Origin of the sequence: Parapedobacter sp. SGR-10, assembly GCF_011030405.1 — a bacterium.
GTDB lineage: Bacteria > Bacteroidota > Bacteroidia > Sphingobacteriales > Sphingobacteriaceae > Sphingobacterium.
The window spans coordinates 434,096-460,080 of record NZ_JAAJTJ010000001.1 but is presented as its reverse complement, the minus strand read 5'-3'; the positions used below and the strand labels follow the sequence as shown (position 1 = coordinate 460,080).

Annotated in this window: 22 protein-coding genes; 19 read left to right on the top strand and 3 right to left on the bottom strand. The window is 44.1% G+C overall.

All coding sequences use genetic code 11. From position 1 onward, the window contains the following. Positions 1 to 4: 4 nt before the first annotated feature. The 11 genes from G5B00_RS01885 (at position 5) to sufD (ending at position 11,803) form a co-directional block, all read left to right on the top strand. Positions 5 to 1,582 (top strand): RagB/SusD family nutrient uptake outer membrane protein, encoded by a 1,578-nt coding sequence (locus G5B00_RS01885; RefSeq protein ID WP_163871540.1) that lies wholly within the window; start codon positions 5 to 7, stop codon positions 1,580 to 1,582. Positions 1,583 to 1,620: 38 nt separating this feature from the next. Then, entirely contained in the window at positions 1,621 to 2,643 is a 1,023-nt protein-coding gene (locus tag G5B00_RS01880) for a DUF5017 domain-containing protein (RefSeq protein ID WP_163871539.1), read from the top strand. Positions 2,644 to 2,653: 10 nt separating this feature from the next. Further along, complete coding sequence (locus tag G5B00_RS01875) at positions 2,654 to 3,595, top strand: DUF5017 domain-containing protein (protein ID WP_163871538.1); 942 nt, start codon at positions 2,654 to 2,656, stop codon at positions 3,593 to 3,595. Positions 3,596 to 3,606: 11 nt separating this feature from the next. Next, entirely contained in the window at positions 3,607 to 4,521 is a 915-nt protein-coding gene (locus G5B00_RS01870) for an endonuclease/exonuclease/phosphatase family protein (protein WP_163871537.1), read from the top strand. Between the two features lie 36 nt (positions 4,522 to 4,557). Continuing rightward, on the top strand, positions 4,558 to 5,553 hold the full coding sequence (locus G5B00_RS01865) for a metallophosphoesterase family protein (protein WP_163871536.1): 996 nt from the start codon (positions 4,558 to 4,560) through the stop codon (positions 5,551 to 5,553). Positions 5,554 to 5,668: 115 nt separating this feature from the next. Next, positions 5,669 to 6,796 carry a sialidase family protein gene (locus tag G5B00_RS01860; RefSeq protein WP_205966253.1) on the top strand — a complete coding sequence of 376 codons (1,128 nt, stop codon included), beginning with the start codon at positions 5,669 to 5,671 and terminating at the stop codon, positions 6,794 to 6,796. Positions 6,797 to 6,908: 112 nt separating this feature from the next. Beyond that, positions 6,909 to 7,490 carry a helix-turn-helix domain-containing protein gene (locus tag G5B00_RS01855; protein WP_205966252.1) on the top strand — a complete coding sequence of 194 codons (582 nt, stop codon included), beginning with the start codon at positions 6,909 to 6,911 and terminating at the stop codon, positions 7,488 to 7,490. 211 nt (positions 7,491 to 7,701) lie between these two features. Further along, a complete protein-coding gene (sufB, locus tag G5B00_RS01850) occupies positions 7,702 to 9,153 on the top strand; it encodes a Fe-S cluster assembly protein SufB (protein WP_163871535.1) in 1,452 nt (483 codons plus the stop codon). Positions 9,154 to 9,208: 55 nt separating this feature from the next. Beyond that, positions 9,209 to 9,559 (top strand): four helix bundle protein, encoded by a 351-nt coding sequence (locus G5B00_RS01845; RefSeq protein WP_163871534.1) that lies wholly within the window; start codon positions 9,209 to 9,211, stop codon positions 9,557 to 9,559. Between the two features lie 130 nt (positions 9,560 to 9,689). Then, the gene (gene sufC / locus G5B00_RS01840; RefSeq protein WP_163871533.1) at positions 9,690 to 10,448 is read left to right on the top strand and encodes a Fe-S cluster assembly ATPase SufC; all 759 of its coding nucleotides are present in this window, start codon (positions 9,690 to 9,692) and stop codon (positions 10,446 to 10,448) included. A 50-nt stretch (positions 10,449 to 10,498) separates the two neighbouring features. Beyond that, complete coding sequence (sufD, locus tag G5B00_RS01835; RefSeq protein WP_163871532.1) at positions 10,499 to 11,803, top strand: Fe-S cluster assembly protein SufD; 1,305 nt, start codon at positions 10,499 to 10,501, stop codon at positions 11,801 to 11,803. A gap of 59 nt (positions 11,804 to 11,862) precedes the next feature. Here sufD and G5B00_RS01830 read toward each other — a convergent pair whose 3' ends face one another. Both G5B00_RS01830 and G5B00_RS01825 read right to left on the bottom strand, forming a co-directional pair. Further along, a complete protein-coding gene (locus G5B00_RS01830; RefSeq protein ID WP_163871531.1) occupies positions 11,863 to 12,249 on the bottom strand; it encodes an energy transducer TonB in 387 nt (128 codons plus the stop codon). A gap of 176 nt (positions 12,250 to 12,425) precedes the next feature. After that, positions 12,426 to 12,878, bottom strand: coding sequence for a hypothetical protein (locus G5B00_RS01825; RefSeq protein WP_163871530.1), 453 nt, complete (start codon positions 12,876 to 12,878; stop codon positions 12,426 to 12,428). 90 nt (positions 12,879 to 12,968) lie between these two features. Here G5B00_RS01825 and G5B00_RS01820 point away from each other — a divergent pair, with 90 nt between their 5' ends. From G5B00_RS01820 to G5B00_RS01785, 8 genes are all read left to right on the top strand, one after another. Next, the gene (locus G5B00_RS01820; RefSeq protein ID WP_163871529.1) at positions 12,969 to 14,189 is read left to right on the top strand and encodes an MFS transporter; all 1,221 of its coding nucleotides are present in this window, start codon (positions 12,969 to 12,971) and stop codon (positions 14,187 to 14,189) included. A gap of 271 nt (positions 14,190 to 14,460) precedes the next feature. Next, a complete protein-coding gene (locus G5B00_RS01815; protein ID WP_163871528.1) occupies positions 14,461 to 15,069 on the top strand; it encodes an RNA polymerase sigma factor in 609 nt (202 codons plus the stop codon). Between the two features lie 151 nt (positions 15,070 to 15,220). Beyond that, positions 15,221 to 16,375, top strand: a complete 1,155-nt coding sequence (locus G5B00_RS01810; RefSeq protein WP_163871527.1) for a FecR family protein — start codon at positions 15,221 to 15,223, stop codon at positions 16,373 to 16,375. Between the two features lie 111 nt (positions 16,376 to 16,486). Further along, entirely contained in the window at positions 16,487 to 19,981 is a 3,495-nt protein-coding gene (locus tag G5B00_RS01805; protein ID WP_163871526.1) for a SusC/RagA family TonB-linked outer membrane protein, read from the top strand. Positions 19,982 to 19,992: 11 nt separating this feature from the next. Further along, a complete protein-coding gene (locus G5B00_RS01800) occupies positions 19,993 to 21,861 on the top strand; it encodes a RagB/SusD family nutrient uptake outer membrane protein (protein WP_205966251.1) in 1,869 nt (622 codons plus the stop codon). Positions 21,862 to 21,909: 48 nt separating this feature from the next. After that, complete coding sequence (locus tag G5B00_RS01795; protein WP_163871525.1) at positions 21,910 to 23,112, top strand: DUF5000 domain-containing lipoprotein; 1,203 nt, start codon at positions 21,910 to 21,912, stop codon at positions 23,110 to 23,112. A gap of 29 nt (positions 23,113 to 23,141) precedes the next feature. Then, positions 23,142 to 23,819, top strand: coding sequence for a DUF4998 domain-containing protein (locus G5B00_RS01790; protein ID WP_205966250.1), 678 nt, complete (start codon positions 23,142 to 23,144; stop codon positions 23,817 to 23,819). A 362-nt stretch (positions 23,820 to 24,181) separates the two neighbouring features. After that, positions 24,182 to 25,354 carry a trans-sulfuration enzyme family protein gene (locus tag G5B00_RS01785; protein ID WP_163871523.1) on the top strand — a complete coding sequence of 391 codons (1,173 nt, stop codon included), beginning with the start codon at positions 24,182 to 24,184 and terminating at the stop codon, positions 25,352 to 25,354. A 41-nt stretch (positions 25,355 to 25,395) separates the two neighbouring features. Here G5B00_RS01785 and G5B00_RS01780 read toward each other — a convergent pair whose 3' ends face one another. Then, a complete protein-coding gene (locus G5B00_RS01780; protein WP_163871522.1) occupies positions 25,396 to 25,953 on the bottom strand; it encodes a hypothetical protein in 558 nt (185 codons plus the stop codon). Between the last annotated feature and the right edge of the window lie 32 nt (positions 25,954 to 25,985).

Here is a 25,985-nt window from a genome sequence, read left to right as displayed (position 1 = left end):
AAAAATGAAAAAAACACTTCTATATATTGTCGTAGTTGGAATGATATCGATGACATCTTGCAACAAATTTCTTAATGTTGTTCCAGAAGATTTTGTCAGTCCTGAAAACTATTTTGAGACAGAAGATGAGGCCAATTTTGCCTTGTCCGGTATTTACTCGACCATGACACAAAATGCAACATATGCCTCCTATATGTTGGGGCGCATGGGACTGGAAGGTGATGAGTCGTGGAATCATTACACTGGTGACCGATTTACGGTAGCGGACAACAATTACGGACCCAATGAATCGCGGATATTGGCAAATTGGCGGGAATGGTATGCGGGAATAAATCGCGCAAATATCTTCCTTGAAAACATCGACCGTGTCGCTATGGATGAAGACAGAAAGCGGAGTATGATTGGGCAGGCACTGTTTTTACGCGCTTATTTTTATCTTATGCTTGTGAACCGGTTTGGTGCTGTGCCGCTCATTTTGGAAAGCATTAAGACGAGTGACGTCGAGAGTCTACAAATACCGCAGACGCCAGCAAAACAGATTTATGATAAGATAATCGCAGATATGGAAGAGGCGGCGGAGATGGTAGACGACATCACGACCATTGGGTACGGCGGCCGCGTCAGTAAATCAGCGATCTGGGGTGTGCTAGCCAGGACCTGTCTTTATGTAGCAGGGAACCCCATCAACGATGTATCCCGGTATGAAGAGGCTAGAGACTGGGCGAAAAAAGTGATGGATACAGGAGTACACCGTTTAAATACGTCATTTCCGCAAGTTTTTATCAATCACGTAAGGGATATATACGATATTGAGGAAAGCATATGGGAAGTTGAATTCTGGGGAAATGGTACAGGTGTTTATGCCAATTTGGGCGGTTATGTGGGGCGGAACAACGGGATTGGTAATACACAGGATCCAAATGTGGGATATGCTGTCGGCGCAACCCGTATTGCTCGGCCGTTGTACTTCAAATTTAAATCCGATGATTTACGGAGAGATTGGGCAATCGCACCTTTTCGCTACGTCGGCAACCCTGCAGATACGGTCTATTGGGAATCGGGTCAGCTCTATCAGCGGTATTGCGGTAAGTGGCGGCGGACGTACGAACTGATTTTACCGCGCTCAACGACAAGGACGGCGACAAATTTTCCTTTGTTGCGTTACTCCGATGTGCTACTCATGTTCGCCGAAGCCGAGAATGAAGTCAATGGAAGCCCTACCGAAGAGGCCTATGAAGCGATCAATCAAGTGAAGCGACGGGCCTATGGATATGACCAATTTACCCCCAACACCGATATCGATGAAGACGATTTGTCTTATCAGGAGTTTCTGGAGTACATTCAAGATGAACGATCGCGGGAATTGGCATTTGAAGGATTGCGGAAAAGTGACCTGGTACGTTGGGGAATTTACGTCCGTAATATGCAATATATAGCGCAGGATGTGGCCCCCTTATCGGGCGATTTTTATGACTTTCCGAGAAGGACTTTCGGCTCAGTGACGGAGCGACACACGCTTTGGCCCATCCCTACATACGAAATGGGGCTGAATCCACATTTGGTACAAAACCCTGGTTGGTAATTGTCGGTAGTCAATCACGTAAGCTAAAAAAAACAGTTATGAAACAAGTAGCAAAAAAATATATCGTCTTATTAGGCATATTCTTCATGGTGCTCTCGTGTAAAGAGATGCCAGAAGACTTCACGATCCACTCGAAGGAGCTACCCATGGCAGCTCAGGAAGACAAAGGAACATTGGAATTTGATGTAACGGTCGACCCCAGTAGTACGCTGAGAGTAGGGGATAAGATCACCTTTCTTTTTAGCGGAAATGCGGATGTTGTGGAATTCTATTCCGGTACTTTTGGTCATGCCTATGATTATCGGGATAAGGATCGGTTCTATGATGTAGGTGCTCACTTAAGCTTTCAGTCTTCCAAGGCACCTAGTACCGGTAACTCCCAACCCAATTGGGAACCCGCTGAATTGTTCTATTCGACAGATTTCAACGGCGATCGAACCAGCGCGAATGCCTATACCAGTGTGAAGGCGGCGACATGGATACCGATTACCGATCGCTTCAATTTACCAAGAGGTACGCCACAAGGCCTTACCGCTTATGTCCATTCAGGAGCAGGGGATATCACAGATATCTTTGCCGGCGACGGTCCGGTGTATCTAGCTTGGCATTGCACGACCCAGGCTGCATCGAATCGGGTGCAATTTAGGGTGATCGAATCAAGTATCCAAGGTGCCGTGGCTGACAATAGCAGTTTGTCGACCGAATTGTATAACCAAAGTCAGCTTAATTTTCAATGGGTATTAAATTCAGCGGCGGCAAATCAAGGATCGCGCTTGCCTACTGACTACACTTCGGCTACAACCCTCCAATGGGACGGTATTTATGACAATACCTCAGGGCCGTTTAAAGAAGGTTACGCGATTAGTGAGCCGCTCGAGTTGCCCCAATTTAATGCCGGGAGGGACGTATCAACGACCATCGTCGGACGATGGGATGCCAATAGGATGAAGTATACTTTTACTTACGACAAGGCGGGTGAGTATGAAGTGGCTTTTATAGCCTACTATCTCGGCTCTGAACAGGAAATTACGAAGACCCTAACCCTAAATATTGTAGAATAAACATACAACCATGAAAGTAAACTATATTTTTGTTTTACTGTGTATCACTTCCATGTGGTGTTCTTGTGAAAAGGGCGTAGTACCTGACGCTCCTGAATTTGATGCGCATGTCGCTTCCTCGATTTATAAAGTTGGAGATAGCATTATCTTTAATTTGGAGGGAAATCCAGATGTGATCACCTTCTATTCGGGGGAAAATGGGGCTGCTTATGCGTTTAGGGACCAAGAAAGAGTCTATGAAGCAACCACTGGTCTGTCGTTCTATAGCGCGATGTATGCTGGAAATAATCCGGATTGTGCGGCATTGAAATATTCGATTGACTATAACGGGGAATATACACCGGAGGCCATACGTCAGGCAACTTGGGTGGATATAACCGATAGATTCCACATCCCTACGATCAACGGGACATCGGCTGTTTTGGAGCCTTCCGGCGAAAAGGATATTTCAGATATATTTCCCGATGAGAACACGCCCGTCTATTTCGCTTGGTTTTTTACAACGGCCGAAAATTCGGACAGAACGCGCTTTCAGATTAGAGAGTTTGAAGTGAGGGGTATTGTCGCGGATGACCCAGGTTTGTCTGGCGTAACCTACGACTTTCTTTCCTGCGGTTTCCAGATGATCAAAGGCGAAGGCTTCGCGATCCAAGACGACGAAACGACTACACCTCGGGTAACCGAAGCAATGATTTTGTGGGATGGTATATTTAAAACCACAGCGTTTAAAGAGGGATGGGCCGTTTCACTCCCCATCTATCCTACGAACAAAGTGAACCTTGGCAGGGACTATGGTGTCGGTATTAAATCAGCTTTGGACGCAAGGCTTTTAAGTCATGGGTATGTGTACCGAAAGCCGGGAAATTATCGGGTTACCTTTGTTGCAGCTGGAGTCAACGCATATGGAAAAAGCGAAGTGGTTAAACATATCGACATCACCGTTATACCCTAATGTTATTGTATATGAGAAATAACAGAATTATTTTGATCTACCTCCTTCTGTGCATGTCTATAGGCGTAGCATGTACCAAAGCCTCCGATTATGGAGGGGACTCGGACCCTTCCGAGACAGAGGCTACACCCATTCGCGTGGCCACCTATAATATTCGTTCAAACTTTGGATCAGATACCCAGGATTGGGACACACGATTAACTTCACTGGATGCCTTGTTCCAAAAATACGATTTTGATATTATCGGTGTGCAGGAACCTTATCAACGCCAAATTGATGATTTGATGGCGTTGTATGAAGATACCTACGATTATTATGTCGTACACACCGGCAACATTGTTGTTGGTGGTGTATCCCATAGCAATCCTGTTTTTTGGCGGAAATCGCGCTTCACTTTACAGGATCAAGGCGTTTTTTGGTTTTCCACAACACCAGAAGTGGAAGGCTCGGTCAGTTGGGATGCTTCTCAGGCACGAAACTGTGTTTGGGTAAAGTTATACGACAAGGAATACAAACTGTCTTTCTTTGTGTTCAATGTTCATTTCGATCATCAAAGTACGACAGCGAGGAATAATAGCGCTGTGCTGTTGATGAATAAAATAAAGGCTATAGCGGGTGCACATCTGGTCATCTGTACTGGTGACTTCAATACCAATCAAAACACTACCGCTTTCGCTACCTTAACGACGAGCAATGTTCTCATCGATACCCATTCGATCGCAGAGAAGGTGGTTAATGATGACTACAAGACGAGTCATGGATATAGCATCATCCCACCAGAAGAGGGTAGCTTGCGTATCGATCATGTTTTGATCTCGGAGTTATTTCCGAAAAAGGTTAAACTGTGGCAGTGTGCTATAGATAACTTTGACGGTAACTGGGCATCAGACCATTATCCTGTTTTTATTGATCTGGACTTAAATTAAGGTATAACATTTCTTTGTTGGTAAAATATAGACACAATGAATAGAAGATTTTTTATTAGGAACACCTCGTTGATTGCAGCTACCGCTGCGTTGGATATACCTTCGGTAGCGGCCGAAAGGACGACCAGACCGCAGGGCACGTTGTCGAGTATACGATTTGGTATCTGTACCGACTTGCATTATGATATTATGCCGGATGGGTTGGATCGGATTAAGGCGTTTATCAACACGATGAATGCCGAGAAAGCGGACTTCATTATACAATTGGGGGATTTTTGTAAGTGTTACGACTACAATCGCCCCTTACTTGATGAGTGGGGCAAGTTCGATGGGCCAAGTTATCATGTTCTGGGGAATCATGATATGGACGGAGGATTCACTAAGGATCAGGTCGTCCAGTTTTGGAAGTCGGACGGCAAATATTTTTCTTTCGACATCAAGGGTTATCACTTTGTCGTACTGGATGGTAATGAGGGCAAACGTACCGATTGCCGACGGTACCCCTCTACATTTTCGAATACACAGCTCGCATGGCTGGAGGATGACTTGGATCAGACATCATTGCCCGTCTTGGTCTTTGTTCACCAAGGACTAGATAGTGATTCGGGTGTAGAGAACGCAAGCAAGGTACGGTACATCCTACAAGAGGCTAATCGGAAGTTCGGTAAGCCGAAAGTACACGTTGTCTTCTCCGGACACCATCATAAAGATTACCATAACGTGATCAATGGGATTCATTATATTCAGATCAACAGCATGTCGAATCATTTTCTCGGCAAGAACTATAAGGCCGCATCCTATCCCTTGGATGTTCTCGCCAAGTATCCCAAATTGTGGGAGGTGACCCCATATCGCGACGCACTATGGGCAAGGATAGATATAGCGCCGGATGGTACGTTTACACTGAGCGGGCAAAAATCCACGTTTATTGGGCCTTCACCCAAGGAGCGAGGCGTATCACGGTTCAAAGATATCTACCCCGCTGTTCCTTATATTTCTGATCGGAAGTTTTCCTTATCCTTAACCTCATAGTTTTATTTTCAATATGAATTTCTTATATATAACAGTTTTATTCGTATGTTTCGGTTCCGACGTATTTTCCCAATCTACACACCCAATCCAATCAGATTCGATAAACATCAACGGTGTGCCAGGATCCGTAGTAGCCTATAGCCCGGCGTCGACTGGCATTTATCTGGGTTCGCCAAGTCTTGCCATCTTGCCAAATGGCGACTATGTGGCCTCTCACGATACATTCGGTCCACAAAGCTCGGAATGGGTTCAGGCCGTATCCCGTATCTATCGGTCTTCCGATAAGGGTGCACATTGGAAGCAGGTTGCCGAGGTTAAAGGTGCTTTTTGGTCCAAATTGTTTGTGCACCACGGTGCACTATACTTTTTGGGCCCGGATCGCCACCACGGAACCTTGCTTATCCGCAAATCCACAGACGGCGGAGAAACGTGGACCACACCCACCAACAAGCAGAACGGCTTGCTGTTAGACGGGTTGTACCACTGTGCACCAATGCCCGTTATTGAACATAATGGACGGTTGTGGCGGGCTATGGAAACTGCGCACGGGCCTATCTTGCAGTGGGGTAAGCGCTACGGTGCCATGATGATGTCGGTACCGGTCGATGCAGATTTGCTGAAAGCCAAAAGCTGGACAACAAGTAATGCGCTGTTGTATGATTCTACCTATCTCAATGGTAATTTCAATGGCTGGTTGGAAGGAAACGCAGTCGTGGGGCCGAGTGGAAATGTGGTGAACATCCTGCGGGTAGACGACCGTACTACATTCGAAGAAAAGGCTGCGATTATATCCATAAGCAAAGATGGGAAAATGGCTACATTTGATGAAGAAACCGGTTTTATCTCTTTCCCTGGGGGGAGTAAAAAATTTGTTGTCCGTTATGATGAAATCTCTAAGTTATATTGGACACTGACGAACTATATCCCCGATACACTGAAACGTAAACTTTACGAACAGTCCCCGCGGCTACGTTCCTCGCGAGTCCGGAATACGTTGGCACTGTCCAGTTCCCCTGATATGATTCACTGGAAAATAAACAAGATCGTCTTGCAAGATACAAGTGTGGCCAAACATGGCTTCCAATATGTAGATTGGCAGCTGGAAGGCGAGGATATTATTTTCTTGTCCCGTACGGGGTATGACGACGATACGGGAGGGGCAAATAATTGCCACGATTCCAATTTCATTATTTTTCACCGGATACCGAGGTTCCGTGAGCATAAGGATTCCGAGGTGCTATGATAGGCTTTAACCAGAATTTTTTCTTTTAAGTTGCTTATTGCATTGGATATAAAGTTTGTAAAATAACCAACCATATTGTTACTTTTGTCAATCATTTGTAGCAATATCTAATTTGGAAAAGAAATTCGCTTATAACGAGATAGGAAATATTCTCCGAAAATATAGGAAAGGCAAAAAACTGAGGTTGGTTGGTCTTGCCGAGACGTCGGGGGTAAGTATTGCGATGTTGTCAAAAATAGAAAATGGCCGGATGCTACCGACTATACCGACCTTATTTGCCATAATCGGGGCACTTGGTGTCGCACCAGACATATTCTTTAGCGAACTTGGGGAACAAAATACGTTTCCTGGGTATATCTTTATCCCCAAGACAGAATATGCTTCTTTTGTTAAGGAGGAGAATGCGAAAGGGTTTCACTATTTTTCTATTCTGGAACACCGTATCGAAGGGACCTCTTTACAAATCTCTCTTCTTCATTTGGATCCGGGTGCTAAGCGAAAGGCCGTAACCACCCATGCATACGAATATATTTACTTGATATCTGGTAGTATTGAGTATATGCTTGGAGACCAGATTTTTCCCATGAATGAGGGAGACTCTTTATTTTTTGATGGAAATATTCAACACGTGCCTTTTAACAAGTCGGATAAACTTGCTACTCTTCTTGTTTTTTATCTATTTACTGAAGTTTAAAGTGAAAAACGTGGGATAACAAAGAGTACAGATAATTTCAAAAAATCATAGGAATGTCTTTTCTTTCTCTAAAAAGTGACTTTGATCATATAATTTGACGAATTGGGAAGCAATAGCGGTAAAAAATGCTGTTTTATTGGTTTTTAAGTCTTAACTTTGTAATCCCAAAAATGGCTAGGAAGTTACCTAACGAAGAGAGGGGGAGAATGATATGAGTACCAAAGACGACGAATTACTAAAGGAACTGGAGCAAGAGGAATACAAATACGGTTTTACGACCGATATTGAAATGGATATTGCTCCCAAGGGACTGAATGAAGATACTATTCGCCTGATATCGGCCAAAAAGAACGAACCCGAATGGTTGTTGGAATGGAGGCTGAAGGCTTTCCGTCATTTCTTGACGCTGAAGATGCCCACATGGCAAAACTTCCGGAATCCGGACGTGGATTTCCAGGGAATATCCTATTATGCAGCTCCTAAACCCAAGAAACAATTGGAGAGTCTGGATGAGGTAGATCCGGAGCTTTTGGAGACCTTTGCGAAGCTGGGCATTCCTTTGGACGAACAGAAGGTCCTGGCAGGTGTGGTCGCGGTGGATGCGGTATTTGATTCGGTATCCGTCAAGACGACGTTTCGTGAAAAACTGAAGGAAAAAGGTGTTATATTTTGTTCCTTTGGTGAGGCAGTACAAGAGCATCCCGAATTGGTCAAGGAATATCTGGGCACGGTCGTGCCACAGACAGACAATATCTATGCAGCGTTGAATTCGGCGGTGTTTTCGGACGGATCCTTCGTATATATTCCGAAAGGTGTACATTGTCCAATGGAGCTGTCTACCTATTTTCGTATCAATGCCGAAAATACAGGACAGTTTGAACGTACGTTGATCATTGCAGATGAAGGCTCCTACGTGTCTTATCTGGAAGGCTGTACAGCTCCTATGCGGGACGAAAACCAATTGCACGCAGCTGTGGTTGAACTGATCGCCATGAAGGATGCAGAGATCAAATACTCTACGGTCCAAAACTGGTATCCGGGAGATAAGGATGGCAAGGGAGGGATTTACAACTTTGTGACCAAACGGGGGATCTGTAAAGGAGACAACTCCAAGATATCATGGACACAGGTAGAGACAGGATCGGCCATTACGTGGAAATATCCGGGCGTAATCCTAAGAGGTGATAATTCAGTAGGCGAATTTTACTCCGTCGCGATGACCCGAAATATGCAGGTAGCGGATACAGGTACGAAGATGATCCATTTGGGTAAAAACACCCGATCCAAGATTATTTCTAAGGGTATCTCGGCCGGTAAGAGCCATAACAGCTACCGTGGTCTCGTGAAAATCGGCCCTAATGCGGACAACTCGAGGAACTTCACGCAGTGTGACTCCCTGTTGATCGGTGATCGTTGTGGAGCACATACCTTTCCTTATATCGAAAGTAGAAACAAGACGGCCAAACTAGAGCATGAGGCTACGACCTCCAAAATCGGAGAAGATCAAGTCTTCTATCTGAACCAACGCGGGATCGATTCGGAGAAAGCTGTGGGCTTGATCGTAAATGGTTATGCCAAAGAGGTGTTGAATCAGTTGCCTATGGAGTTTGCCGTAGAAGCGCAGAAACTGTTGGCAATTTCGTTGGAAGGATCTGTTGGTTGATGTGGAAATTTGTGGATTTGAAAATTTGGAGATGTGGTAATTTGAAAATTTGAAGATGAAGGGTAATGATAATTTAATAGTTCGCTTATCATTCGAATTTTCTCTTGATATTATTGAGTATTGTGAGTTGTTGGAAGAAAAAAGAAAGTATGTGTTGGCCAACCAATTACTTAAGTCAGGTACTTCAATAGGCGCAAATATCAGGGAAGCTCAAAATGCAGAAAGCAAAGCAGACTTCATTCATAAATTTAAAATTGCTGCAAAGGAAATCGATGAAACTTCATATTGGTTAGATTTGTGTACGTATGCGAAATCGTACCCTGACCCAGTAGGTTTGGCAGAGAAATTAGGTAGTATCGCAAACATTGCAAATAAAATTATAATAACATCAAAAACGAATAAATGATAATTTGGAGATGTGAGGATTTGGAAATGTAGAAATGTGATTTTCATATTAATGAAAATATTGAATACTAGAGCTAGATCAACATTTTCAAATCTCCAAATCATCTAATTTTCACATTAAAAGAATAGAAATGCTAAAAATAAGTAACTTACACGCATCTGTTGAAGGTAAACAAATATTAAAAGGACTAAATCTGGAAGTAAAGGCTGGAGAAATCCATGCAATCATGGGGCCAAACGGAGCCGGAAAAAGTACGTTGGGCAATGTATTGGCTGGGCGGGATTCGTATGAAGTCACCGAAGGGGAAGTTTTGTTGGATGGTGTGGATCTATTGGACATGTCGCCTGAAGATCGTGCCCGCGAAGGCCTGTTTCTGGCTTTTCAATATCCGGTCGAAATTCCGGGCGTATCCAACATTAATTTCCTCAAAACAGCTGTCAACGATATTCGCGAATATAAAGGCTTACCTCCGATAGAAGCAAAGGAATTCCTGCAATTGGTCAAAGAAAAGCAAAAGCTTGTCGAATTTTCTGCCAATCTGGCCAATCGTTCATTGAACGAAGGCTTTTCGGGTGGTGAGAAGAAACGTAATGAAATCTTCCAATTGGCCATGCTGAATCCCAAATTGGCGATCTTGGACGAGACGGATTCCGGACTGGACATCGATGCTTTGCGTATCGTGGCCAATGGCGTCAACCAGCTCCGTTCACAAGACAATGCTTTCGTTGTCATCACCCACTACCAGCGCCTGCTGGATTACATCATTCCGGATTTTGTGCATGTCCTGTACGATGGTCGTATCGTCAAGACGGGTCCGAAGGAATTGGCATTGGAGTTGGAAGAAAAAGGTTACGATTGGTTAAAAGAAGTAGATACGCTGAATGCTTGATCGGCCGACGATAAAATGATAAGGAAATGAGCGGATTGATAACAAATAACATGAGTACTATAGTAGCAAGTTCTTTATTTCAACAGTTGACCTCGGCGTATCAAGAAGTGGAAACGACCAATGAGTCTTCCTTATTGAAGTCTTTGCGCCAAGGAGCCTATGCCCACTTTGAGCAGGCAGGTTTTCCGACAGTGAAGCATGAGGACTGGAAATATACCAATATCCATCATCTCGTCAATAAGACATATGTCTTGAATGCCGAAGTGGATATAGCAAATCTGGATCTGAGCAAGGCCGATATCCCCGGTCTGGATGCACACCGGATCGTATTGGTCAATGGACAATATGTATTGGCTTTTTCATCGTTGGACGACGAAGTCGGTGTGGTCGTAAAGTCTATTCAAGAGGCTGTTGAAGAAATCCATTTCCAAAAACATTTTGCACAGCATGCCGATAAGACCGGCAGTGCTATGGTTGCCTTGAATACCGCCTTATATACATCGGGTATATACCTTTCTGTCCCAAAGAATAAAGTCGTTTCCAAGCCTATACAGATCGTGCATATCGCGACGGGGGATCAAGAATTCTTTGCACAGACAAGAAACCTGTATATTTTGGAAGCCAATGCCGAAGCCGAGATCATCGAATCTTTTATTACTCTGGACAATACGGCTTCCAATCTGCACAATAAGGTCACAGAGATTGTATTGGACGAGAATGCTAAATTGCAGCACTATTACCTGCAATTGGCGTCGGACACAGGTAGCTATATCAACCATACGGAGGTCTATCAGACCAAACACAGCCTATACAACAATTACAACTGCAATTTTCCGGGAGTAGCCTTTGTGCGTAATGATATCAATGTACGTTTGGATGCCGAAAATGTAGAGTCACACCTCTATGGGGTCAATTTATTGGCCGATAAGCAGTTGGTCGACAATCATACGATCGTAGATCACATGAAACCGCACTGCGAATCGTACGAATGGTATAAAAATATTCCGCAAGACGAAGCTACAGCAGTTTTCAATGGAAAGATATTTGTACGTGAGGATGCGCAGAAGACGAACGCATTTCAGCAAAATAACAATATGCTGATCGGAGACAAGTCGGCCGTCTATACAAAGCCTCAGCTGGAAATCTTTGCGGATGACGTCAAGTGTTCGCACGGATGTACGATGGGACAGTTTGATGAGGATGCTTTGTTCTATTTGAGGGCTAGAGGTATCGGCGAAGAGTCGGCACGTGTTCTATTGGTACACGCCTTTGCATTTGATGTGACTTCCCGCTTTTCAAATGACGCGGTTAGGGCATATGTAGAAGACCTGGTGGCAAAGGGATTGGAAGAATAACCTATATCCCTTTGCTCGATTATTCTAAAGAATAATGGCTCCGTACAGCACCTGCCTTATTAAAATCGGCGGGTTGTCCTTGTTGTCGAAGTTGATCCTACGCGGGTCGATATTCTCAATGGTAAGGTGTACTCTACCTTGACAGGAACACCCCGAATGAGGCCGGGAGTCCAGTTTTTATTGCTAGCTTGCGTTAAGGCTCTTATGGCGGCTTCTCCTGTGCCGTATTCTAAGTCTTCGACGATTCTGATATTCGTCAGTTTTCCCTTTTCATCTACGACGAACCTTATTCTAATAGTCCCCTCTACTTTTTCCTCAACAGCCTCCCGAGGGTATCTGAAAAGACTTGCGAGATCTTTTCTAAAGTTCGTCATGCCGTCCGGATATTCGGGATTTTTCATAAAAGTAGATTGGTCGTATTTTGTTTCTTTTCCCGTCGAATCCACCGTAGTGCCATGCAGTAATTTTCCGTTATCGTAATACTCTGTAAAAGTGTATTTCCCTTTTTGAAAAGTGCCTTTCCATTCACCGGTACGTTTATGGTTCGCAAAGTTCCCTTTTTCTATACTGTTTTTGATACCTCTAAGGGGGTTCTCCAGTTCGGCATACCCATTGCCGTTCGTCAGCAGTGTATTGCCCAGGAGTCCTTGAAGATCAGTATCAGCGTGTCTGTTACTTTTGTTTTCTTTTTTTCTATGGTGTAGGGGTACTGAAAGGCGATTTTGAGTGTGCCGTCTGTATAATAGTAGAGGGCGGTATCGATCCGTTTTCCGTCGTGCGAATAATATTCCTTTGATTTCATATTTCCGTTCTCATAGGCTTCATATTTTTCTCCGACAAAAGTTCTTTCTTTGAGACTCTTGTATGTGCCCAAGAGTTTGGTGTTATTGTTGGATAGATAGGTGTCTTTCACTGTCACCTTTTTGTTTTTATCAAATTCGATGAGCCTGGAATAGTGGGCATTTGCTGCTTTTTTTGTTTTTTTGTTGTCTTTCGTGTAATATTCTGTCACGGAAACCTGTGCCTGGGTGTACAGGGCAATCAGCAATAATGGTAAAATTGTGAATAATTTCATGTTTTATACGTATTATTCCTTGAAATTTAAGCATAATATTTAAAAAGAAAAAAAGGAAAGGGCTTTATTTTTTTGGAAACACAACATTTTATGGAAAAAAAGAATTGGTTCAAAACCTATATCTATATATGGACAGGGCAGTTTGTGTCCCTGTTGACGAGCTCTTCTGTCAATTTTGCGGTTATGATCTGGTTAAGCCTGGAGTACAGATCGGCCGAAATTTTGGCTTTTTCGGCTATTGCAGGATTGGTGCCGCAGGCGGTGATAGGGCCTTTTGCGGGTGTCTTTATCGACCGGTGGGATCGCAAGAAGGTCATGATCTTTGCGGATGCTTTTATTGCGCTTTGTACGTTTGTGATGACCTTTATACTGCAAGAGGGTGGTACTGATCTTTTTTTGATCTATTTGCTGCTGGCCTGTCGGTCGGTGGGGAGTGCATTCCATTCGCCTGCGATGCAAGCTATAGCACCGCTTATCGTTCCCGAAGACAAGTTGCTCCGTGTGTCGGGGATCAATCAGATGCTGCAATCGGTCAGTAGCATTGCCGGCCCGGCTCTGGGTACATTGGCCATTACGTATTTTCCCATTTCGCAGGTGCTGTACCTGGACGTGATCGGAGCCGTTGCGGCAATTGTTTCTTTGTTTTTTGTCACCATTCCGCATTTGCCGACAGGAACTAAACACTCGATCTCCGGCGTATGGAGCGATTTGAAGGCAGGCATGCACGCAATCTATCATAACAAAGGGTTGAGTATGCTGTTTTTGTATGCGATGATTGCTACTTTTTGTATCATGCCCGTAGCGATCATGTTCCCACTACTGACCATCGGTCATTATGGAGGGGACAAGTGGGAAATGAGTGTGATCGAGATTGTGTGGGGGGTAGGCATGTTGGTCGGGGGGAGTCTGTTGGGGGTGGCACGGATATCGGTTCCAAAGGTTATTATGGTCAATGCTATGCATATTGTCCTTGGGCTGACCTTTGTATGGTCGGGATGGTTTCCTTCTTCCTGGTTTATTGGTTTTGTGCTTTTGACCACATTGGGCGGGATAGCGATGTCTATCTTTTCGGCGGCTTTTATGACGATCATCCAGGAAGAGGTTCAGCCACAGATGTTGGGGAGGGTGTTTTCGTTGTATTTCAGTATAGCGATCCTGCCGAGTGCCATTGGTCTGCTTTTTGCAGGATTTATTGCTGATGCTATCGGTGTTGCCAATGCTTTTGTGATCTCGGGATGGATTGTGGTACTGATTGGTGTGGCTTCGTTTTTTACGCCTTCTCTGATGCGGCTAGGGTACAAAAAGGCTTAGATATGTATTTTTGTCATTTTTATGTCATCTATTGTAGGAAATACAGAATTTATTTTGCTTAGTGTAAAATGTACACTATATTTGTATCATCATAATTTAGGTTTATAATTGGTTAGTAAAGGTTTTCATTCTCCCCGTTTGAAAACCTTTTTTTATTTGTAAATAAACTCTATTCGTGCGCCAGCGTGAGGTCTATATAGAGTTTTCTCTATCGTTATTGGTGAATGCAAAGCATTTTATGTAAGTTTGAGAAAATAGCTGCTTATTATATATGAGTACTGATACTAACCATCCCAACGATAAGGACTTGTTATTTCGGCTACGGGCAGGAGATCATGAAGCATTTGAACTCCTTTACCTTCAATATTCCAAATCCTTATATTGGAGGCTTCGGCGTATGGTAAAAAGCTTAGAAGAAGCTGATGAATTATTGCAGGATTTATTCGTAAAAGTCTGGGAAAAACGGGAAGAGATTATTATTCAACAGTCTTTTGAAGCCTACCTTTACCGGATTGCACAACGGATGGCAGTGGATTATTTCCGAAAATTAGAACGACAGAGCAGAATGCAACATCATGTGCAACTATCTATCCCCGAAACGACGGAGAGCGTGGAGGAATATATTTTGGCAAGAGAAACACAACAATTGCTCGATGATGCTGTTGCTCAACTTCCGGAGCAACGACGAAGAGCGTTTACACTGTGTAAAATTGAGGGTAAAAGTCATCAGGAAGCAGCAGAGATTATGAATATCAGCCCCAATACTGTTCACAACCATTTGGTGAAGGCTATCAGCTCTGTAAAAGAATATCTTGAAAAGGCAGGTAAAACTCTGTCCCCGTTGATTTTAATTTTGGCACTTTCCCACGGAAGTTGTTAGGTTTTAATAATTAAGCAGCGCACGCGACGTACGTGTGCTTAAATTGACCATAAAAATAAATTTAAAAAAAATCCACAGCCCCAGTAGTCACTTTATATTTTTCAAGCGTCATATCTATAAAAGGGCAATTACGTCCTGACCAACTTTGCCCATGCAACGCATTGAAGAATTATATAACAAGTATCTAACCAATACGATCAACGAACTTGAAAAGCAGGAGCTTTTCGACCTGATTCAGCAGGCCGATGATAATCGTCTCGGAAAGCTGGCTGATCAATACCTTCAGAAATCAGAACCGGAGAATCTCGACCATTTGGAAGCAGATACCCACCGCATTTTACAGCACATCAAACAGCGTATTGCCGGACGGGAAGAAAATCCGAAGATGCCGGCCAGAATATTCCCCTTATGGCAGTGGATGACCATAGCTGCTTCGATGTTGATTATCGGTTTTGCAGGATACTATGTTTATAATTCCTCGACCATAAGCGTGTCAACTCAGTTAACCAGTATCTATAGCGATGATGTGGCTCCCGGAGGCAATAAGGCTACGATCACATTATCTGATGGTACAGTCATTGAATTGGACGAAGACAGGGACGGTGTCGTAGCATATGGAGATAAGCTTGCTTATACCGATGGCGAGAAGGTCATGATCACCCCCACAGTGGTACAGCATGCCACGCTAGCTACACCACGTGGCGGACGATACCAACTGACGCTACCTGATGGCAGTAAGGTATGGCTCAATGCGGCTTCTTCTATTACTTATCCTACACGATTCGAAGGTCGTCAGCGTACTGTAAAGCTACAAGGAGAAGCATTTTTTGATATCGCTGAGGACAAAACAAAGCCTTTCATTGTGGAGAGCAATGAGCAGCAGATTACAGTCACAGGAACGACATTTAATGTAGAAGCCTATGGAGATCAGCAAACCACAAATACTACCTTGGTCTCTGGCAGTGTGGTTATCAACAGCAATGATGGACATCGCATGGTGTTGCGGCCAGGGCAAAAAGCTATATTACAGGGGGACAGTTTTAAGACCGAACAGGCTGACATTCATGCTGTCACAGGCTGGGTGCAGGGCGAATTTGTATTTCATTACAGTACACTGGCAGATATATTGCCACAACTCGAACGCTGGTATGATATAGAGGTGGAGATTACGTCTATACCACAAGAAGAGTTCTATGCCGAGATAAGCCGCAATATGCCGTTATCCGCTGTGCTAAAAGCAATAGAAGAAACAAGTAATCTACGGTTTGAGATCAAAGAAAGGAGGCTCCTGTTGAAGAAGAGATAGCATCCCATAAAAAGCCGGAAGTGCTTGCAACACCCCCGGACAAAGCCAGGTTAATGTGCCTGCCTACTGCGAGTAAAAACATCACATTTTCTAACCTAACAAAACAAATTTATGAATTATATCATAGATTGCAAGGGTGTGTATACCCGCAACATACACATTCTGCAATATTCACGCTTCAAAATATTGATTCGCATGAAGCTCCTTTTTATACTTTTGCTGTTTGTTGTGCAAGCCAATGCCAGCCTTAAGTCTCAGACTATCACATTAGAGTTTACCGATACACCTCTGGAAAAGGTGTTGGGAGAAGTAAAAAAGCAGAGTGGCTACAGCTATATCGCCAATACCAAGCTACTCAAAGAAGCCAAGAAAGTAACGGTAAGAGTCTCCAATGCCGAACTGGATGAGACACTCCGTACGATCTTTCAAGACCAGCCCCTTTATGCAGAGGTCAGTAATGGGATGATATATGTCAAATCGAGAAGAAGAAGAAATGACAACACAAAAACCTCTGCACATCCATCTCTGCACGTTCTCTTGCAAATGGCGGTACAGGGAAAAGTGACCGATACCTTGGGTGTAGCACTGACGGGGATCTCGGTTTTGCAAAAAGGGCGTTCGGCTCAAGCCACCTCTACTGATCTGAATGGCAGGTATGTGATAGATGTACCCGGCGATGCGGTTCTTGTTTTTTCTATGGTGGGATATGAGACACAAGAACTACCCGTGAACGGAAAATCACAATTGAATGTAGTGATGAAAGCATCTACCTCTCAACTGGACGATGTGGTCGTAGTAGGTTTCGGACGACAGAAGCGGACGGATATGATCGGTTCGGTCGTATCGGTAAAGCCGGAGCAGCTCAAAGTGCCTTCCAGCAACCTGACAACAGCTCTGGCAGGCAGGGTCGCCGGTATGATTGCTTTTCAACGTAGCGGCGAACCGGGCATGGACAATGCTGATTTCTTCATCCGTGGGGTTACTACATTTGGCTACAAGGTGGATCCACTGATCTTGATAGATAATGTAGAAGTGACCACTACGGATTTGGCACGTCTACAAGTAGATGATATAGCTGACTTCTCCATCATGAAAGACGCCACAGCCACCGCTGTATATGGGGCAAGAGGCGCCAATGGCGTTATCCTCATTACGACCAAGGAAGGTAAGGAAGGGCCGGCTAATATCTCTGTCAGAATAGAAAACTCGGTATCTACACCTACCAGCAATGTAGAATTGGCCGACCCGGTCACTTATATGAAAATGGCGAATGAAGCCATTCTTACCCGAGATCCCTTGGGCTTCTTGCCGTTTTCTCAGTCGAAGATAGAGCGCACCGTACCGGGAAGCGGATCATTGGAGTATCCTTCGACTGATTGGAGAAAAGAACTGATCCAAGAGTACACGATGAACCAAAGGGTCAATTTAAGTGTCAGTGGAGGAGGGCAAGTCGCACGCTATTTCGTGTCGGGAGCACTGAATCAAGACAATGGTGTGCTGAAAGTGGATAGAAGAAGTAACTTCAACAACAACATTGATCTCAAAACCTATTCCCTGCGAAGCAATGTCAATGTAAACCTAAGTCCAACAACCGAATTCATCGTGCGATTGAACGGATCATTCGATGACTATAGCGGCCCTATCGATGGGGGCAACAAGGTGTATCGTGATATCATGCGAACCAATCCCGCATTATTTGCTCCATATTACCCCAGTGAGGGAGAATACAATTGGGTGAAACACACCATGTTTGGTAATTTCGGAACAGGAGGTTACCTGAATCCTTATGCAGATATGGTCAAGGGATATAGGGAGTATTCGCGTTCTATGATGCTGGCACAGCTGGAACTCAAGCAAAACCTGTCATTCCTCACAGAGGGGTTATCATTGAGGGGAATGGCAAATACGACAAGAAATTCATATTTCTCCGTGAGACGGCAGTACAATCCTTTCTATTACCAGTTTATGGGGTTAGGTCCGAGCGGGGAGCCCAATTATTATCTGATCAATGAGAATCAAGGTACAGAATACCTAGACTACGCCGAGGGAGATAAAACGGTAAGCTCTATATTCTATATGGAGGCGGCACTGAGCTACAACCGTACTTTTAGCGATAAACACGCCTTTAGCGGCATGTTGGTCAATATATTGAGAAATCAGTTGAATGGCAATGCGGGGGACCTACAGCTATCGTTACCATTCAGAAATCTTGGGGTATCCGGACGTTTTACTTATGCATACGACAGCCGTTATTATGCCGAATTTAATTTTGGCTACAATGGTTCCGAACGCTTTCACGAATCCAATCGGTTTGGCTTTTTTCCTTCTGTGGGTTTAGCGTGGAGCGCGTCTAATGAAAAATTTTGGGAAAATATTAAACCGGTGGTATCCAATCTGCGTATCAGGGGTACTTACGGGCTCGTGGGAAATGATGCAATAGGAAGCCCTCGTGACCGTTTCTTTTATCTTTCTAATGTCAATATGAACTCCACTGACCGGAGCTATACCTTCGGCCGGGATGGGGGGAATAGCAAAGAAGGGATATCCGTCACACGCTACTCCAACCCGGATATTATGTGGGAAACGTCCTACAAGACAAACATCGCACTGGAAGTCGGGCTATTCAACAGGTTGCAGATCACTGCGGACTATTTTAACGAAACGCGAAAAAACATCCTGATGGTTCGAGAAGATATCCCGACTACGATGGGATTATCGGCCGATATATCGGCTAATGTCGGAGAAGCCAAAGGAGAAGGAATAGATCTGTCGATGAACTATTCGCGCAATTTTTCAAATAGTCTGTGGATACAAGGGTTGTTTAATTTCACGTATGCGACTAGTGTATTCAAAGTATATGAAGAGCCTTTGTACGATGAGCCTTGGATGACGCGGGTGGGCTACCCCATTTCCATTCGTCGAGGTTTCATTGCCGAACGGCTGTTTGTGGACGATGAAGAAGTGGCCAACTCTCCCCAGCAACATTTTGGTGAAGTACGTGGAGGGGATATCAAATATATGGATATCAATGGTGATGGACAGATCACAGAGTTGGATATGGCACCCTTAGGCTACCCGGAAATCCCCGAAATAAATTATGGGGTTGGATTATCGGCAGGATATAAAGGATTTGATGCTTCTGTATTCCTCCAAGGTCTTGCCAGAGAATCATTTTGGATAGACCCTAAGGCTACGGCACCCTTTAGGCGCTACCTATATTCAGATGAGGTTTTTGCTCCGGGTACGATTCTCCAAAATCAAGTGATCAAAGCATACGCAGACAGCTACTGGTCTGAAGAAAACAGAAATGTGTATGCCCTGTGGCCTCGTTTGAGCCCAGAGGGAGGGAATGCCAATAATGAGCAGTACAGCACATGGTTTATGCGTGACGGGACTTTTCTCCGGCTGAAGCAAGTAGAACTTGGGTATACACTACCACAGCATGTGATAAAGCGAATCAATGCCCAGCGGCTTCGGGTATATTTCAATGGTACCAATCTGCTCACTTGGAGCAAATTTAAGCTGTGGGACGTCGAAATGGCCGGCAATGGGCTTGGGTATCCCGTACAGCGAGTATTCAACATCGGCGCACAGCTATCATTCTAAACCAATTGATCATGAAAAAAATTATTATATTATTCATGTCACTTATAGGGCTTAATTCCTGCAATTATCTGGATATCGTACCCGATAATGTGGCTACACTTGAAAATGCGTTTACGATGCGCAGTACAGCGGAACGATTTTTATTTACCTGCTACTCATACTTACCCAATCAAGGTGGAATCCCGACGAGCCCGTCACTGTTGGGGCATGAAATCATACCATTGTACGTGTACAACAGTAATTCGACCGCATTTGTGAGGGGACAGCAGAATGTGGTCGATCCTGTGTTGAATTGGTGGGACGGACTGATGGGAGGAATCGATATGTACCAGGCGATTCGTGATTGCAATATCTTTATTGAAAATATCCACGCCGTACCAAATATGTCTGATGAAGAAAAGCTGAGCTGGGAAAGTGAAGCTAAATTCTTGAAAGCATACTACCATTTTTTATTGATGCAAATGTATGGGCCGATTCCGATTATACGCGAAAACCTGTCTATTGATGCGGATCTTGAGAAGGTTAGGGTATCAAGAGAACCTATAGATGCCGGATTCAGCTATATTACAGCGTTATTAGATGAGGCAATTCCCCATTTGCCCCTGATCATCGCCGACGAAGGCAACGAATTGGGCAGAGTCACCAAACCCATTGCCATGTCTATTAAGGCTTTGGTGTTGGTGACTGCGGCAAGCCCCCTATACAATGGAAACAGGGATTACCTTAGCTATACCGATCCAAAATATGGCTCTCTGTTCAATCCCGATTATGATGTGGAAAAATGGCGATTGGCTATGGAAGCGGCAGAAGCAGCAATTGATGTATGCCATGAGGCAGGTATGGAATTACATAAATTCCGACCGGGAGTAGGACAAAACCTTTCTGATCACACGATTATACAGATGGGCATCAGAAATGCCGTATGTGAAAAATGGAACAGCGAAGTAATCTGGGCATATACAGGCGCTACTGCGACCCAAACAGCACTCACACCACGTACATGGGATCCAACCCGAAATCATGACGGTATGCAAGGCCGCTATGGTCCACCTTTGAATACTGTCAATCTTTTTTATACCAAGAATGGCGTGCCCATTGACGAAGATACAGGATGGGATTATAATGGTCGGTTTGACCTCAAAGTAGCAAGTGCAGCGGACAAATACAATATCAAACAGGGCTATACTACCGCTGCGATGCACTTCGATCGGGAAGACCGGTTCTATGCATCCACAGGATTTGATGGTGGGATATGGTATGGACAAGGAAAATTTGACGACAACGATACTTGGCACTTGGAAGGAAGGGCCGGTGGATTTACGTCCCGTCAATTTGCAGATCGATATACACCAACGGGATATTGGCCGAAAAAACTTATCAATTACCTCAATGTGGTAGGGGTTTCCAGTTACTCTGTTGTCGCATACTACTGGCCCAATATGCGCTTGGCAGACCTGTACCTGCTATATGCAGAAGCAGCCAATGAATACCTGGGGCCGAATGACGGTTCTTTTGAATACCTGGATCTGGTTAGAGAGCGGGCAGGTTTGCCCGGTGTACAGGATGCATGGGCACAGCACTCCCGGAATCCGACAAAATTCCAGACCAAGGAAGGCTTGAGAGAAATTATACATCAAGAGCGTCGTATAGAATTGGTATATGAGGCCAAAGGCTTATGGGATTTGCTACGATGGAAAAAAGCGGCCTCAGAGTTGAGTAAGCCGATGATTGGTTGGGATCTATTGCAGACCGATGCCGCACTTTATTATCGCGAAACCGTGGTATTCGAGCGTACTTTCCGCCAACGTGATTATTTTCAGCCCATCAGAGAGTACAACATTATCAGGAACCGGAATCTGTTACAGAGCCCTGGTTGGTAGTAGCGTCGACGAATAAACAACAAGAATGACTAAATCAAAAAAAGAATAATGATGAAACCTATATCTAAAATAGCTAAATATGCTGTTTATATCAGCCTGGTTTTTTCCGTTATTGCTTGCAAGGAAGAAATTAAAAAACCACTTACCCATGGAGAGAGACCGAGCAAAATCCGTGAATATAATGTGTCAAATTTTGCTGGTGGGGCAGACATTACCTATGAAGTGCCTGATGAATGGGTAGCCTATGTGGTGGCTGAGTATGAAATTAAACCGGGAGTCAAACGGGAAGCACGGTCTTCGAAGTATAAGGACAACATTACTGTCGAAGGGTTTCCAAGCGCAGGCCAATATACCGTCTCCTTATTTACGGTGGGCCGCGATGAACAACGGTCTGAACCGCTAATCATCCAAGTCAATCCCCTTAAACCGCCTGTATCGGAGGTCTTTGAAACATTAAAAATCATACCAGATTTTGGAGGAGCCAACGTATCAGGAGAAAACGTTTTTGAGAGCAACTTGGTTTTTGATCTGATTACATTGAATGAAGATAATGAATGGCAAGTTATCGAACAGCTATATACTAGCAGCAAGAACATCAAATTTTCGGCTCGGGGTTTCAATACCGATCTACGCAAATTTGGGGTGTATGTGCGTGATCGTTGGCTCAACTACAGCGATACGCTGTTTGGCGAATTTAGCCCGTATTTTGAAGCACAGATCGATATGTCTAATTTTTATGAGACTAACCTTCCCGGAGATCAACATGAAATGCATCAGGTGGGAGCTGCCCGGCGTATGTCCTGGCTATTTGACGGACGGACAGGTAATCAGACGCAGGGATATTATTCTCCGCTGAATTCAGGCGTTCCCCAGCATTTTACCATCTTTTTGCAAGGTACTTATCACTTAAGCCGGATCAAACTGTGGCAACATATTGCTGCGACGGCCACCTACAATTCTGCGAACCCAAGGAAATTCCGGGTGTGGGGCAGTATGGATCCAAATCCCGATGGTTCGTTTGACGAAAGTTGGTATGTGTTGGGAGAGTTTGAAAATATTAAACCATCCGGTACGCCAAGCGGCAATGCTACGCCCGAGGATCTTGATGTGGCCAGGGCAGGGGAGGAGTACGTATTTGACCTTGATATACAACCTTGTCGATACATCCGCTTTGAAACACTGGAAACATGGGGACTTACCCAACACGTATATATTACCGAAATGGCCTTCTGGGGCAGCAAAATTGAATAATTAAAATACGCAAAACCATGAGACAACATATGAATATTAAATCTATCACCATTTGCTTCGTAATCGTACTATATGGATTGATTGGATGTACACCTATGGATTACTACTACAAAGACTTAGTTGAACTTGGCGACCGTATTTATGTAGGAAAATTGAATAATATACGTGCTTATGTCGGCTATGAGCGGCTAAAATTAGAATGGGACCACCCATCAGACCCGAGTATAACGAAGGTGGTGGTCTATTGGAATGATCGTAGTGATTCCGTGGTGTACCTAATGGATAAAACCGAAGATGTAGGGGCTGTTCTGATAGAAGGGCTGTCCGAAGAACAATATGTATTTAATGCAATCACCTATGATGAGAAAGGGAACCGCTCTCTGCCCACCGAAATTACCGCTCGGGCCTATGGAGAAATGTTCCAGCAGACACTGCGAAACCGGGTGATTGAAAGTACTTCTGTATCGTCCGGATCCGTGACAATTAATTGGTATGAAGAATTTTCGGAAACAATGTTGCATACCGAACTGCGGTACACAGACATCAACGGAAATATCCAAGAGATCAGCATTCCAAAAGATTCGGAACAAACCGTTATCAATGATATAGATATGGATATTCCTATTTCATATAGAAGTGTTTTCATTCCGGAGCCTTTGGCTTTGGACCAGTTTTATACGGAATTTGATCAATATGAGATCCCTTGATCTCCGGTACATATCATGTTAGAGGCTGTCTCCTATATTTGCTTGATACAAACATAGGAGACAGCCCTTTGTTTTTTATTGATTAAACAGGGGAGAAGTATGTTTTATTAGCTATGGTGAGAAAAATAGTGTTAAATAATGCAAAATTGCTTTTATTGTGTACAAATTACACTTATCTTTGTGTTATCATAATTTAGGTTTATAATTGGTTAGTAAAGGTTTTCATTCTCCCCGTTTGAAAACCTTTTTTTATTTGTAAATAAACTCTATTCGTACGCCAACGTAGGTTTGTAAAATGTTCATTGTGAGTTTTCTCTATCGGTATTGGTGAATGCAAAGCATTTTATCTAAATTTGTCGATCATGAAGAAAGATCAATCCCGAATTATCAGGGAGCAGGCTCCACGCTCTGCGACCAGAGAACATTCCGTTCCATTATATCTTACATCCAGTTTTATTTTTGACAGTGCTGAGCAAGGACGAGCGATCTTTGCGGAGGAAGAAGAGGGTATGGTGTATTCCCGATATGCGAACCCCAATACCTCCGAGTTTATCAACCGGGTATGTGCGATGGAAGATGCCGAAGCTGGTCTTGCATTTTCTTCGGGAATGGCGGCAGTATTTGCCGGATTTGCTGCATTTATTGAGAGCGGAGATCATATTGTGTCCAGCCGGGCCATTTTTGGATCCACGCATCAGTTGTTGACGCAGTTGTTTCCCAAATGGGGTATCACCCATACTTATGTGAGTACGGCAAATATTGCCGATTGGGAAAAGGCGATACAGCCCAATACAAAGATTATATTTCTGGAATCCCCTTCAAATCCGGGGCTAGAATTGTACGATCTGGAAGCCCTGGGACGTTTGAAAGAAAAATATCCACAGGTCATCTTTTCCATCGACAATTGCTTTGCAACACCTTATCTGCAAAAACCCTTACCGTACGGATTCGACCTGTCCATACATTCGGCAACCAAATATATGGACGGACAAGGACGTGTATTGGGTGGAGTAGTGGTCGGCAAAAAAGAGCTCATGGATAAAATGATGTTTTTCATCCGTCATACAGGGCCTGCCATGTCACCTTTCAACGCATGGGTACTCTCAAAGAGTCTGGAAACGTTGGGATTACGCATGGATCGCCACTCTTCTAATGCGTTGGCGCTGGCTGAGGCATTGGAGAAACACAGTGAGATAGTGGATGTGAAATATCCTTTTTTACCATCCCATCCGCAATATGAGTTGGCTAAGAAGCAAATGAAAGCGGGAGGAGGAATCGTGACTTTTGAGGTCAAGGGTGGCCAAGAGCGTGCCTTTCGGTTTGTCGATGCGTTGGAAATGATCAAGTACACGTCCAATCTGGGTGATGCGAGAACTATCGCTACGCATCCGGCTTCGACCACACATTCCAAGCTAAAAGAGGATGAACGTGCCAGCTTGGGTATTCATCCGGGTACGATACGTTTGTCTGTAGGATTGGAAGATCAGGAAGATATTATCGGTGATATTTTGCAGGCATTGGAAAGGACGAAATAAAAAGTAGAGACGCGATCAATCGCGTCTCTACAATAGTTATTTTAATTCCCTTTCGAAAAATTAAACACCAGATATCCGGTGGTTCCATTATCCAAAGGAACGGGCATTTTCATCACCAAAGATCCTTCGTTGGCATATGATAGATCCAGACGGTAACCGCTTGTGACGTTGGACGCCTTGTCTCCGGCATACAATTTCTTGAATTGAAACTGCGGTTCACCTCCTGATTTCCCTGGATTGTAGACGTCCCAAATGATCGTGCGTACGGCTCCATTTGCACAGAGTGTGCCGCTTGTGTTGAAGGTGATACTTCCTTTATAATTGCCACCGGGCAGATTCCATTCGCTACCGATAAAACAGTCGACAGGGGCTTCGTCAAAAATATTTTTGACCGTGTAGGTTTGGGGAATATTTTCGCGGGTTACCGAGTTGAGCACCCATTTTCCCTTGATGCCCGATCGCCATTGAGAGGCCGAAGGTCCTGAAGTGGACCCTGCTGTACCGGTCACTTCGGAAGAACCTTTTTTCTGGGCACCGCACGATGCCACCACCAACACTACTACCAGTAGTGATACGAAAGAAAGAATACGTTTACACATAATTATCATTTTCTAATTTTAAATTCACTTAT